Here is a 12,980-nt window from a genome sequence, read left to right on the forward strand (position 1 = left end):
TCTTTGTTCTCAGAGGTTACTTTCTTAGACAGAATTACTCCTGAAGTGCGCTTTCCAATCCGCCGTGAGACGGCGGTTGGGTCGCACTTCAAAGTAGCGGTATCCTCTCCCAAAGCGTTTAGGCCATCCTGTAGCCAAGTTCCCGAATGCCCTGCGGTACTTAATCCAATAAGAATATTAATGGCTGCGTTTTCGTTCCTTGCTCAGGTATCCTCTTCCCCTTCAAGCAAAGCGCGATACTCTTGGGCAGTCATGATTTCTTCTGATTCATCATCGGGGTTTTCAATGCGGACTTTGAGTAACCATCCATCACCGTAGGGATCATCAGCGATGGCCTCAGGGGTTTCGATCATGTCTTCATTGCGAGCAATCACAGTTCCTGAAACGGGAGGGTAAAGGTCTTCTGCTGCTTTAACTGATTCAATAGAACCAAAGCTCGTCCCCGTTTCCAAAGAGTCTCCCTCTTCAGGTAATTCTAGAAAGACGAGATCCCCTAATTGCTCGATCGCATAGGCACTGATACCAATAGTAGCGATTTCCCCGTCTAAACGGATATATTCGTGGGTATCTAAGTATTTTAAATCTTCAGGAAATTCTAGCTCCATGACCTATCCTCAAAATTAGTTCAAGATTTTTCTTTTTCAATGACCACCAAAAAGGGAGGGCGAAAGCTCTCCCTTTCCTGTTGTTACCTTACCTTATTTCTGCGGTAAGCTCCAACTTAGTTCTTGGAAAAGTAGCTTGACTAATTATTCAAATAAATCAATTAACCAATCTTCATCTATTTACATCTATTGTGAACTTTTTATCATGTTTTTGCCCCCAAAGGCTGATAGACTTGACATTTTGTCAAGCCAACTTTATGTTATTTAATATTTATTATTCAAATTTTTGATTTCTATTAGTTAGCGATCGCTTATTATCAAAGGGTTTTATGATAGACTGGAATTCACCTTCTGAATGATAGATAATTAATAAGTAAGTATATAAAGAATGCCCCTTGATTTTCGCAACATTAATACATTGTGGTCTTCTATTATTGTGGAGACTTTATCTCGTTTAGGGTTAACCACTGCAGTTATTTGTCCGGGATCTCGTTCTACTCCTTTAACCCTTGAGTTTGCTAGTCATCCTGATATTGAAACTATCCCTATTTTAGATGAGCGTTCGGCTGCTTTTTTTGCTTTAGGAATAGCCAAAAGAACCCATCTTCCTACTGCTTTGATTTGTACATCTGGAACAGCAGGAGCAAATTTTTATCCAGCAGTTATTGAAGCGAAAGAAAGTCAAGTTCCTTTATTAATTTTTACGGCTGATCGCCCTCCAGAATTAAGAAATTGTCATGCAGGACAAACTATTGATCAGGTTAAATTATACGGTAATTATTGTAATTGGCACACAGAATTATCTTTACCTTCTGCTGAGATAAAAATGTTATCTTATCTCAGACAAACTATAATTACAGCTTGGGATCAGACCCTAGTTCCTTATCGGGGAGTTGTCCATTTAAACTGTCCGTTTCGTGAACCTTTATCTCCTATTTCTGCTCAGGAAAATGAAAGTTTATTCTCTAAAATAAATATTGATAATTTTTTTAATAATATTTATCAGGGAAACAAAGAATTATTGTTGACATATTTTGTAAGTGATTACTTACATTACTGGTTATCTAAACCTAAAGGAATTATTATTGCTGGTACTTTTAATACTGATAATTCTTATTTATACTGCAAGCAAGTCTTCTCATTATCCACCTTATTAAACTATCCAGTTTTAACAGAAGCCTTATCTATTCTTAGAAATAATGCTCAAGGTTCCCCCAACATTATTAATACTTATGATATTATTCTTCGTAATAGTCAACTAGCTGATGAATTAGTGCCTGATATTGTTATTCAAGTTGGAGAATTTCCCACCAGTAAAAAATTAAGAGCATGGTTAGAAAATAGTCAAGTGGAACGTTTTATTATTGATAATCGCCCTGACAATCTTGATCCTCTTCACAATAATACTCATTATATTCGCGGACATATTCATGACTTAGAGATATATTGTGATGAAAGATATATACCCGATAAACCAGATTTATCCTATCTAAAGAAGTGGAAAAAAACAAACAGAATAATCAATAAAAATATCAGAGCTAATTTTGATCAAATCAAGGAATTATCAGAAGCAAAACTCTCTTATATTCTATCCAAAACTTTACCAGAAGAAACTACTATTTTTATTGCCAATAGTATGCCAGTACGTTATGCTGAATTTTTCTGGATGCCTAATAAACGTGAATTAATACCCTATTTTAATCGAGGTGCAAACGGAATTGAAGGAACATTATCTACTGCTTTAGGAATCGCTTACAAAGGAAAAAGTAGTGTGTTAGTCACAGGAGATTTAGCACTTTTGCATGATACTAATGGTTGGTTAATTAGCAAATATTTTCAAGGGCATTTAACCATCATTTTAATTAATAATAATGGGGGAGGAATTTTTGAAATGTTACCTATTGCTAAAGAAGAATCTTTTTTTGAAGACTATTTTGCAACCCCCCAAAATATCGATTTTTCTCAATTGTGTGCAACTTATAATATTGAACATATTTTGATCAAAAATTGGACACAACTAAAACGATTATTAAAGACTTTACCCTCAACAGGAATTCGTGTGTTAGAATTACAGACCGACCGAAAAAAAGATGCTATTTGGCTACAAAATAATCTGGAACAATTATCCATAATTGATGAAATATAGCACTTCTCATACTTGTGAGGTACAGAGTTTTCTAGTTTTAGGAGTTCGGAGTTTGGAGTTCGGAGTTCGGAGTTCGGAGTTTGGAGTTTGGAGGCGCGATATTAGGTGTACCTCATGAGTCCGAGAAACGCTATATAGCTTCTTTTTGCCGCACAAACAGTAACATAGGTATCCTGACTGTAACAAGCTTTGAGCTTGTTCTACAATTAATTATGATTTATACTTTTCCCCAAGCAAATTCAGTTGATTTCTCACAGATTCGTCTAGAAATTCGTACCATTCAAGCTAAATTAGTCGAATGGAGACGTTATCTACATCAACGTCCAGAATTAGGCTTTCAAGAAGAACTTACTGCCGATTTCATCCATCAAACCTTAACAAAAATAGGCATTCCCCATGAAAAAGGTATTGCTAAAACCGGCATTGTGGCAACTATTGAAAGTCCCTATCCCGGCCCTGTCTTAGCCATTCGCGCCGATATAGACGCTTTACCTATCTATGAAGAAAATGATGTCCCCTATCGTTCCCTCCACGAAGGAACAATGCACGCTTGTGGACACGATGGCCATACTACCATTGCTTTAGGAACCGCTTATCATTTGTGGCAACATCGTCAAGACTTCAAAGGAACGGTGAAAATTATTTTTCAGCCGGCGGAAGAAAGTCCGGGCGGGGCAAAACCCATGATAGAAGCAGGAGTGTTAAAAAATCCTGATGTAGATGCTATTATTGGGCTACATTTGTGGAATAATCTACCCCTGGGAACCGTAGGTGTTCGTAGCGGTCCATTAATGGCTGCTGTAGAGTGTTTTCGTCTCAATCTTTTCGGAAAAGGTGGCCATGGGGCAATGCCTCATCAAACCGTTGATTCTGTGGTGGTTAGCGCACAGATTATTAATGCTTTACAGTCTATTGTGTCTCGTAATGTTAACCCTATTGATTCAGCAGTTGTAACTGTGGGAGAATTACACGCAGGGACAGCTTTAAATGTTATTGCTGATACGGCTAGAATGAGTGGGACAGTACGTTATTTTAATCCTGAGTTTGACGGCTATTTTGCCCAGAGAATTGACGATATTGTTAAAGGTATTTGTCAAGGTTATGGGGCAGAATATGAGTTAGATTATTGGCGGTTATATCCCCCTGTGATTAATAATGAAAACATGGCTGCTTTAGTTAAGTCGGTGGCTGTAGAAGTAATAGAAACTCCTGTGGGTATTGCTCCTGAATGTCAAACAATGGGAGGAGAAGATATGTCTTTCTTTTTAGAAGAAGTGCCGGGGTGTTATTTCTTTTTGGGTTCGGCCAATGCTGAGAAAGGCTTAAATTATCCCCACCATCATCCTCGTTTTGATTTTGATGAAACTGTGTTACCGTTAGGGGTAGAAATGTTTATCCGTTGTGTAGAAAAATTTTGTAATTAAAGTCTATGAAAGTTAAAACAATAATTGCCAAGGTTTTATTATTAGGGGTTGGTTTAGTTCCCAGTCAACTCCTTGCTCAAACAAGTTTACCTTTGTCTGAAAATTTAATTAACTTTAATTCTTCTCAAGGGGAAATCTTCTTAGTAGAAAGTCAAGCGCGTCAAGATTATATTCCGCTAAGTCTTCAGTTTGAAACTCAAGATAATTTAGCTTTTTGTGGTGTTGCTAGTATCGTTATGGTGTTGAATGCTTTGTCTATTCCGGCACCAACAGCAACAGAATGGGTGAGATATAATCGCTTTACTCAAGACAATTTTTTTGATAACCCAAACACAGAAAATGTGATTAGCAAAGAAACTGTTTCTCGACAAGGAATGACTTTACAAGAGTTAGGGGGTTTATTAGAAAGTTATCCCCTTGATGTAGAAGTTTATCACGGAGGAGAGGTAAGTTTAGAGGAGTTTCGTCAACGAATTGTTGATAATTTACAACAAGAAAATAATTTTGTTTTAGTTAACTATTTAAGGTCTAGTATTGGACAACAAAGAGGAGGTCATATTTCCCCTATTGCTGCTTATCATGAAGAAAGCGATCGCTTTTTAATTTTAGACGTTTCTCGTTATAAATATCCTCCAGTTTGGGTGAAAGCAGAAGAACTTTGGAATGCTACTAATACTATTGATTCTACTTCGGAAAAAACCAGAGGATTTGTATTAATTAGTTCTCAATAATCTCTCAATAACTAATAACTGATAAATGATAAATGATAACTGTTTACTGTTCACTGCTTTCGCTTAAAATATCTGAAATAACAGGAGAGAGATTTTTTCCTAATTGTCCACTACGGATTAATTCAGCATAAGTATCAGCTTCAATGTCTAATAATCTGTCTCTTAGTAGCTGCATAGCGATAGACTTTAGTTGGGGATATTCTGTTTGAAATTTAGCAATTTTTTCTTCTATGGATTGTAATTCACCTTTGACTAATTCTTGTTCATAGCGATAAAATTCTGAGTCAATACTAGGAGATTCATCTAACGTTTGAAAATAATCAAGGACTCTTCCAATAGCAGTTTTTCTGGCTAATAATTCCGAATATTCTTGGCGTAAAGGTTGATCTCCTACTAAGTTTAATTTTTTCAGTACCAATTGTGTAGTTAACCCTTGAATTAATAAGGTAAATAAAACTACACCGAACACTGTATCAATAATATCTTGTCTTCCAGTTAAAGAAACTGGTACACTTAAAGCCAAGGCAATAGAAACAGAACCCCTTAATCCACCCCACCAAAGTACAGTTTGTTCCGATAAACTGATATCAACCTTTGTGAAAACATTACTCAAATTTGCCAGTGCAAAAATAGCAATTAAACGAGTAATTAAAACAGCAATAATAGCGATGGTAATAATCCCTAAATTATCACTTAAACTACTAAACTTTATTTGATCACCAATCAATAAAAAGACAATAGAATTAACAAAAAATGCCAAGAAATCCCAAAACTCAGACACTAATAATCTCGTTCTAGGATTCATACCAATACGAGAACCAAAATTACCTAAAATAATCCCTACTGTTACCACAGAAATTACCCCAGAACCTCCTAATTCTTCCGTAATTAAATAAGTTCCATAAGCAGAAACTAAAGTTAAAGATTGTTCAACCAAAGGGAGATCAAACCGTTGGGTTAAATAAGAAATACCAAAGCCAACTAAACAACCCACACCAATACCAATTCCCACAAACTTTAAAAAACTAACCACTGTATCCGTCACCGAAAAAACTTCCGTTCCTAAAGGTATTCCCACCAATAATAAGAAAGCTACAACCGCAACTCCATCATTAAATAAACTCTCTCCCTCCATCAAAACAGTTAACTTTTTACTTGCCCCTAACTCTCGAAATAAAGCCACCACAGAAACAGGATCAGTAGCAGATAAACTCGCCCCTACTAATAAAGCAATAGGTAAAGTTAAATCAGTCAATTGACTTAACGCCAAAGCAATACCAACCACAGAAATAATAACACCTATTACCGCAAATAAAACCACAGGAATCCAATTTTCTTTCAGCGATCGCCAACGAATATTCCAAGCAGCTTCAAACAATAAAGGAGGTAAAAAAATCTCCAAAATTAACTCAGGAGAAAGATTAACCAAACGAACATCAATAAATGCTAATCCTAAACCAACAATTACTAATAAAAGTGTATAAGGAATTTGTCGAAACCAAGCAAAAACACGAGAGACTGTGGCCACACTCAAAGAAACCGATAAAACCACCAAAAATTGTTCTAAATTTTGCTTAATGGCCACATCAGCAGCACTAGCTTCTAAACTCATAGGATACTCCTCATTATTGATAGATAAGAAACAGGAGTTCAACGAAAAGAAATTTATGAATAATTAGCAACAAGTCTGAAGTTTCAAACCCCGATGATTTTTTTCACAAAATAACAATTCTGAACTCCGAACTCCGAACTCAGGTAAAAAAGATTGCTATATTAAGGACGGAAACTATATTATCTGTCCACAGTTGTGAAGATGTCTCAGTCAGTGTCTACTTGGGGAGATACACCCCTAACCAACCCACCAACCCCACAACAACTTTATCAGATGCAAAGCCATCTCGATTTAGTTTTGTTGGCCAGCGAATGCTTAATACCCATAGATGCAGATATAATGCTACAAGCTGCCCTCGACTTAGACATCAGCACTACTTTAGTAGAAAAAACACAACTGTGGTCAAACCGAGACGCAACAGAAACAGATCATTCCTTAGAAAGCTTCACCCTGGAACAACTTCGATCGCTAATTTTGATAATTTGCTATATTAACCAACAATATCAAGAATTGATTCGTCGTGCTGTCACCCTCCTAGAACAAATGACAGCACAAAACCAAGATCCTGCGCAAACCACTTTATTAGGCAACTATTTAGAAAAATTTAGTTACTTTTATGCCAATTATGCCAAAAAAACCGAGGAAATTAACCTATCATCGGAACAACAAGTACAATTAGCGTCAAAACTATTAATTGATTTATTATTCTACAGTGGAGACAATGGTTACGATCGCTTGTGGTTAGCTTTACTCGATTATCAATCTTGATTTAAACCAGAACTTGCTTAAATTAATTGTTTATAAATAATGTTATTTAATAATACCCCATTACAAACCTATACCCCTCCAACCTGTACCCTAAAATTATGGGATAAACGCCCTCTATTATCCCGTTGGGGAGAATTAGTTGCCTTAAATCATATCGAATTTGAACTACAATTTGATGATCCTCGACTCCTAGAAGAAGATCAAGTCACAGTAAAAGGCGATCGCTTGCAACTAGAATTATTACGCAACGTTGTTCAAGCTTATGTGAAAAATTTTCTGCATCAAACCTCCTGTCATGGCAAAAAGCCAACAGAAACAGAATTATCTCCGAATAAATCTAACCATCTTCCTTCCCTATCCTTTCAAAGCTTACTCACCCATCATCTGTCCTTAGGATCATTAGCCTCCCAAGCCTCCCATGAATCAGTTACCTTAAGTGTTTCTCAACTGTTTGACTTGCTAAATGCTCTCGAAGCCTACCATAACACCATTGTCACATTAGCCGACCCCAAAACCACCCCTTTAAAGAAAAGTTTAGGAGTTTGGATTGCAACAGGTACCGTAGCAGTCTTAGCCATTTTAATTCCCACAGTGGGGGTAAGGTGGTTTAGACAAGTAACCTCAACGGATACCGGTGAAGAAGATACCACAGAAACAACAGAAAACCCCCTCTCCTTTCTAGATGTCTTACCCCCCGTACCACCACCCCCAAAAACACCCCTTCCTGACCCTTCCTTAGCCCCCACCTTGGCTACTCGTGACCCCTTACCACCCCCTGGACAAATTGACGAAGGAAATCCCCCACCCCGTAACCCTAATGTTGCCATTCAAGCCCCTAGTTTACGGGTACTGCCGCCACCACCAGTGGCACCTCCTGCACCTCCCAAACCCAATACCACGCCTTCTAATAACTCAGTAACCGTTGAACAGATTCCAGCACATCTTCTGCCCAACGGACAACCCCCTATTGTTATGCCCAGTTTACCCCCAGAAACGGCCCAACAACTGATTCAAAACCCAACTTTACCCACACCCCCAACCTTACAAGCAAAGGTTCCTCGTCAAGAAACAAACACTCCACTGTCTTTATCATCAACCAGAGAGCAAAATCAACTGACCATTCCCGATGAGTTATTATCTCCAGAATCTATAGTTACCCCAAAACCTCCCCCAGAAACCACCCTTCTCGATGCCATTCCTCAAGTTACTCAAGTACGCGAATATTTTAAGGAACGCTGGGAACCTCCTCAAAATTTACAACAAACATTAGAATATCGTTTAATTGTTCAAGAAGACGGTTCTCTCAAGCAAACTATCCCTTTAGGTCGTTCTGCTGCTATTTATCTTTCTCAAATTCCTTTTCCTACCCCTGGATCTGATTTTGTCTCTCCCCTGGCAACTCCCAATAGTCAAACTATTCGCTTAGTTTTAATTCCTAATGGCAGGGTTAAAACGCTTTTGGAGTAGATTTCAGTGATGGGGAGTGTGGACAAAATATTGATATTTTCCTCATCTACTCCCTCAAATAATTGTTTAACGGCTATCCCTACTTTTTGCAACAGAACCTTCTTACATGAGTGTTTTTAGGTAACGTTTAAATATCAAAGTTAGACCTAATGAACCAAGGGTAAGAATAGCAAAATTTGAGCTAGGTTCAGGAATTGAAGGTTGAATTGATACTTGTTGTTGTAAAGGACTAAAAAAGTCATCCAGTTCCTCTGGAGTATCAAGAATAACTAGATTGTCATTTACCAAAATAGTTGCAGAAGTTACCTCAATTTGAAAATCTATTTCATCATCATCAATAATATTGTCTGTGCCTTGAAAAGTAACTTCCGATAAATCAAATGTTGTATTAAGGGGAACAACACCACCAATAGGATCTGTATAACTAAACTCTGTTTCAAAAATGGGAGGCGTACTTGGGGTCATTATTTCTGTGACTGTTGTAAAAGGATGACCTAGCACCCCTCCTGATTCTTCAGAACTTATAAAGAGTAGTTCAGCATTATTGACTAATACTCCATAATTAATAGCTATTATACTGGTGTCCATTGAATTTAACTTAATGGTAAAAGTAATTTCTTCTTCTTGTTCTAAAACTAGATCATTGACTACATTACTATCTAAGGAGTTTCCATTAGCAACAACAAATATTGAAGCAGCATCTGTTGGTTTAATTAAAGTAAGATTACTGATGAAGATTAAGGTAGTAATTAGATATTTTTGATAATGTTTCATGATTGATGAATGTGTTGGCTTTATTTTCATCATTTTAACGACAGCAAGGTATCAGATAAATTGCCCTCAAGCTAACACAAACCTCTACTTGAAATCAACCTACTGGACTGTTTCCGCTAAAGAGCGTACATTAGCCTAGGATGGGTTAGACGGCTATAATTGACGCTATCATAAGAAGACATAGAGTCCGTCGTAACCCACCATTTTTGTTCAAACAATCTACTACTTGTTCTCTGGTTGAAATTTTGTGGGAAATGCTACTAAAAAATTTCAGTAAAGTACCAATTTTCTGAGATTTATAATCTCTTGGGTTGAAGATAATACAGAGGTATTGCCTCCGCATTTTTCGTTTTAGTGGAATCGGTTGACTAATCTCTATGGATTCAATTAAGATAATCTAATATATAAGATTAACTCATAATTTATGGGTCTTTTAAATTAATAAAAAGTGATTGATAAAGAAACTTTAAACTTATTAGAATGGCCTCGGCTTTGCCAACAGTTAGCAACCTTTGCTGCTACGAAAATGGGAGCCATAGCAGCCCGTAATTTACCTATACCGACCAGTTTAGAAGAAAGTAAAGAACTATTAGCCCAAACTAAAGAAATTTATGGTTTAGAGCAAAATTTAGAGATAAAATGGACGTTTGAAGGCATAACAGATGTGGGAGACTCCCTAAAACGAGCTACCCTAAAAGGTGTTCTTTCGGGAAAGGAACTGCTAAATATTGCCACGACTTTAGCAGGAATGCGACGTTTAAGACGTATTATCGATGATTGTGAAGAATTACCCGTTTTAAAGGAATTAGTAGCCGATATTCGTACCTATCCCGAACTAGAAAAATCCATCCATCACTGTATAGACGAAGCCGGAAAAGTAACAGATCGCGCCAGTCCCAAACTAGGACAAATTCGTCATAATTTAAAAGAAGTTAGGGATCGGATCTACCAGAAACTGCAAAATATTATGCAGCAAAAAGGAGGCTCGATCCAAGAACCTGTAATTACTCAACGGGGCGATCGCTTTGTAATTCCCGTCAAAGCAGGGCAAAAAGAACAAATTCCAGGCATTATTCACGATACTTCTGGCACAGGGGGGACTTTTTACATTGAACCTAACTCTGTCGTGCAGATGGGCAATAAACGCCGTCAATATTTACGACAAGAAGAGAGAGAAGAAGAAGCTATTTTTCGGCAGTTGACAGAAAAAGTGGCCGAGGTGGCCGAAGACTTAGAATATTTACTAGCGATCGCGACTGTTTTAGACTTAGCCACCGCTAGGGCCCGTTATAGTTTCTGGTTGGGAGGAAACGCCCCCAGGTTTATCGAAAATAAAGAAACCATCACCCTCAGAAGGTTACACCATCCCTTATTAGTCTGGCAGCAAAAACACGAACAAGGATCACCAGTTATTCCCATTAACGTACAGATTAACCCAGATATCCGAGTTATTGCCATCACTGGACCCAACACCGGAGGGAAAACCGTCACCCTGAAAACCGTTGGTTTAGCTGCTTTAATGGCTAAAGTTGGTTTATTTGTCCCGGCCAAAGAACCAGTGGAACTGCCTTGGTTTGGAAAAATATTAGCGGATATTGGGGATGAACAGTCCATAGAACAAAATTTATCCACTTTTTCCGGTCATATTCGTCGTATTGTTCGTATTTTAGAAGCATTAGATCAGGGAACAGTTACCAGTGAACAGTTACCAGTTACCAGTGAACAGGAAGCAGTGTTATCTGAAACTCCCCCCACTCCCCACACCTCCCACACCCCCCACACTCCCCACACTCCCAGTCCCCCCGTCTCCCAGTCCCCCCGTCCCCCCGTCTCCCACACTCCCCACACCTCCCACACTCCCAGTCCCCCCCTCTCCCAGTCTCCCCGTCCCCCCGTCCCCCCATCTCCCAGTCTCATCCTTCTTGACGAAGTAGGTGCCGGCACAGATCCGGCAGAGGGTAGCGCATTGGCGATCGCTTTATTACACCATTTGGCTGATAACGCACAGTTAACCATTGCCACCACCCATTACGGAGAATTAAAAGCCCTCAAATACGAAGATTCGCGCTTTGAGAACGCTTCGGTGGAATTTGATGATCGAAGTCTTTCCCCCACTTATCGGCTATTGTGGGGCATTCCAGGGCGGTCTAATGCCCTAAGTATTGCTCAACGTCTGGGGTTAGATATTGATATTATTGATGAGGCCAAAACTCGCATTGGGGGACTGTCTCAAGATGTTAATGATGTCATTGCCGGTTTAGAAGCGCAGCGTAGACAGCAGGAAGAAAAGGCCCAAGAAGCACAGAAGTTATTACAACAAACTGAGAAGTTTTATACCGAAGTTACGGAAAAAGCTACTGCTTTGCAAGAGAGGGAAAAAGATTTAAAACGCTATCAGGAACTAGAAGTACAAAAAGCGATCGCTTCTGCTAAACAAGAGATTGCTCAAGTGATTCGTAACTTACAGAAAGGTGATAAAACAAGCCAAAATGCTCAAAAAGCAACGGATGCTATATCTAATATTAGTCAACGTCAGTTACCCAAAAAAGTTAAACCCAAGGTGAGTTATCAACCCAAAGTTGGAGAAAAAATTCGCCTCTCTAACTTAGGACAAACTGCCGAAGTATTAGCGGTTTCTAGTGAAGATGAAGAGGTAATGGTACGGTTTGGTTTGATGAAAATGACTGTTTCTTTTGGGGATATTGAGTCATTAGATGGTCAAAAGGTAGAAACTAAAGTTAAGGAGAAAAAACAAGCGGTTAAACCCCCACCCCAACCCAGTAAACCCAAAGACGTTCCTGTTATTCGTACTTCTAAAAATACCATTGACATTCGGGGGAGTCGTGTCGCTGAAGCAGAAGCAGACTTAGAAAATGCGATCGCCCAAGCTACGGACTCTGGGGTATTATGGATCATTCATGGCAAAGGAACCGGTAAGTTACGTCAAGGAGTTCATGAGTTTTTGAAACGTCATCCTCAGATTGCTAGGTTTGAGTTAGCAGCACAAAAAGAAGGGGGTTCCGGGGTAACATTAGCTTATTTTAAGTGATATTGACACTCTCCCGAATCCGCTACGCTAAATTCGGGAGATTCTTCTCTCACAGGCTCGAATCAGCGCCAATCAAAGATTGACCCCCATAGAACGCCTCCAGAAGCTTCTTGATGCAGTCACTCATGGGGGAAACCCCCAAGACCGCGCTGCATCGCATTTTCATTCACGGGCTGCCCGACCGCTACTAATCCTCGATTTCTTATTACTTGACTGGCTGCAACATCACGATTTGTTGTGTACCCACAATTAGGGCAATAATGGATTCTATTTGACAGACTCTTTTTGCCTGTTTGGGTATTGCAATTAGGGCATATCTGACTGGTGTAGTCTTTATCTACCTTAAGAAAATAGACATCTCTTTTCCAACAAACATAAGCCAAGATGTTGAAGAATTGACCGAA

General features: G+C 38.7%; 10 protein-coding genes. 6 read left to right on the top strand and 4 right to left on the bottom strand.

What is annotated here, in order from left to right; all coding sequences use genetic code 11:
- Window positions 1–203 precede the first annotated feature (203 nt).
- The gene (gene gcvH, locus QNJ66_RS02330) at window positions 204–605 is read right to left on the bottom strand and encodes a glycine cleavage system protein GcvH (protein ID WP_300502664.1); all 402 of its coding nucleotides are present in this window, start codon (window positions 603–605) and stop codon (window positions 204–206) included.
- Window positions 606–993: 388 nt separating this feature from the next.
- Here gcvH and menD point away from each other — a divergent pair, with 388 nt between their 5' ends.
- The 3 genes from menD to QNJ66_RS02345 all read left to right on the top strand — a co-directional run bounded on the left by menD (window position 994) and on the right by QNJ66_RS02345 (window position 4,906).
- Window positions 994–2,751 carry a 2-succinyl-5-enolpyruvyl-6-hydroxy-3-cyclohexene-1-carboxylic-acid synthase gene (gene menD, locus QNJ66_RS02335; protein ID WP_300502666.1) on the top strand — a complete coding sequence of 586 codons (1,758 nt, stop codon included), beginning with the start codon at window positions 994–996 and terminating at the stop codon, window positions 2,749–2,751.
- A 212-nt stretch (window positions 2,752–2,963) separates the two neighbouring features.
- Window positions 2,964–4,175 carry a M20 family metallopeptidase gene (locus QNJ66_RS02340; RefSeq protein WP_300502668.1) on the top strand — a complete coding sequence of 404 codons (1,212 nt, stop codon included), beginning with the start codon at window positions 2,964–2,966 and terminating at the stop codon, window positions 4,173–4,175.
- Window positions 4,176–4,180: 5 nt separating this feature from the next.
- Complete coding sequence (locus QNJ66_RS02345; protein ID WP_300502670.1) at window positions 4,181–4,906, top strand: phytochelatin synthase family protein; 726 nt, start codon at window positions 4,181–4,183, stop codon at window positions 4,904–4,906.
- A gap of 43 nt (window positions 4,907–4,949) precedes the next feature.
- Here the strand turns inward: QNJ66_RS02345 and QNJ66_RS02350 are convergent, their stop codons facing one another.
- Complete coding sequence (locus QNJ66_RS02350) at window positions 4,950–6,518, bottom strand: sodium:proton antiporter (protein WP_300502672.1); 1,569 nt, start codon at window positions 6,516–6,518, stop codon at window positions 4,950–4,952.
- A gap of 201 nt (window positions 6,519–6,719) precedes the next feature.
- Here QNJ66_RS02350 and QNJ66_RS02355 point away from each other — a divergent pair, with 201 nt between their 5' ends.
- Window positions 6,720–7,286, top strand: coding sequence for a DUF3038 domain-containing protein (locus QNJ66_RS02355; RefSeq protein ID WP_300502674.1), 567 nt, complete (start codon window positions 6,720–6,722; stop codon window positions 7,284–7,286).
- Window positions 7,287–7,325: 39 nt separating this feature from the next.
- On the top strand, window positions 7,326–8,753 hold the full coding sequence (locus QNJ66_RS02360; protein ID WP_300502676.1) for a DUF4335 domain-containing protein: 1,428 nt from the start codon (window positions 7,326–7,328) through the stop codon (window positions 8,751–8,753).
- Window positions 8,754–8,855: 102 nt separating this feature from the next.
- Here QNJ66_RS02360 and QNJ66_RS02365 read toward each other — a convergent pair whose 3' ends face one another.
- Window positions 8,856–9,527, bottom strand: a complete 672-nt coding sequence (locus QNJ66_RS02365) for a hypothetical protein (RefSeq protein ID WP_300502678.1) — start codon at window positions 9,525–9,527, stop codon at window positions 8,856–8,858.
- 448 nt (window positions 9,528–9,975) lie between these two features.
- Between QNJ66_RS02365 and QNJ66_RS02370 the strand changes: the two genes are divergently transcribed.
- The gene (locus tag QNJ66_RS02370; RefSeq protein WP_300502680.1) at window positions 9,976–12,576 is read left to right on the top strand and encodes an endonuclease MutS2; all 2,601 of its coding nucleotides are present in this window, start codon (window positions 9,976–9,978) and stop codon (window positions 12,574–12,576) included.
- A 119-nt stretch (window positions 12,577–12,695) separates the two neighbouring features.
- On the opposite strand, the gene QNJ66_RS02375 is transcribed toward QNJ66_RS02370, so the two are convergent.
- Window positions 12,696–12,980 (bottom strand): transposase (locus QNJ66_RS02375; protein ID WP_300502682.1); only part of this gene is annotated, 285 nt, incomplete at its 5' end.

The sequence above is a fragment of the Crocosphaera sp. genome (genome assembly GCF_030064895.1).
GTDB lineage: Bacteria > Cyanobacteriota > Cyanobacteriia > Cyanobacteriales > Microcystaceae > Crocosphaera.

Coding starts and splice junctions, on each gene's coding strand:
- gcvH (WP_300502664.1), bottom strand. CDS start 605: ATGGAGCTAGAATTTCCTGAAGATTTAAAATACTTAGATACCCACGAA.
- menD (WP_300502666.1), top strand. CDS start 994: ATGCCCCTTGATTTTCGCAACATTAATACATTGTGGTCTTCTATTATT.
- QNJ66_RS02340 (WP_300502668.1), top strand. CDS start 2,964: ATGATTTATACTTTTCCCCAAGCAAATTCAGTTGATTTCTCACAGATT.
- QNJ66_RS02345 (WP_300502670.1), top strand. CDS start 4,181: ATGAAAGTTAAAACAATAATTGCCAAGGTTTTATTATTAGGGGTTGGT.
- QNJ66_RS02350 (WP_300502672.1), bottom strand. CDS start 6,518: ATGAGTTTAGAAGCTAGTGCTGCTGATGTGGCCATTAAGCAAAATTTA.
- QNJ66_RS02355 (WP_300502674.1), top strand. CDS start 6,720: ATGTCTCAGTCAGTGTCTACTTGGGGAGATACACCCCTAACCAACCCA.
- QNJ66_RS02360 (WP_300502676.1), top strand. CDS start 7,326: ATGTTATTTAATAATACCCCATTACAAACCTATACCCCTCCAACCTGT.
- QNJ66_RS02365 (WP_300502678.1), bottom strand. CDS start 9,527: ATGAAACATTATCAAAAATATCTAATTACTACCTTAATCTTCATCAGT.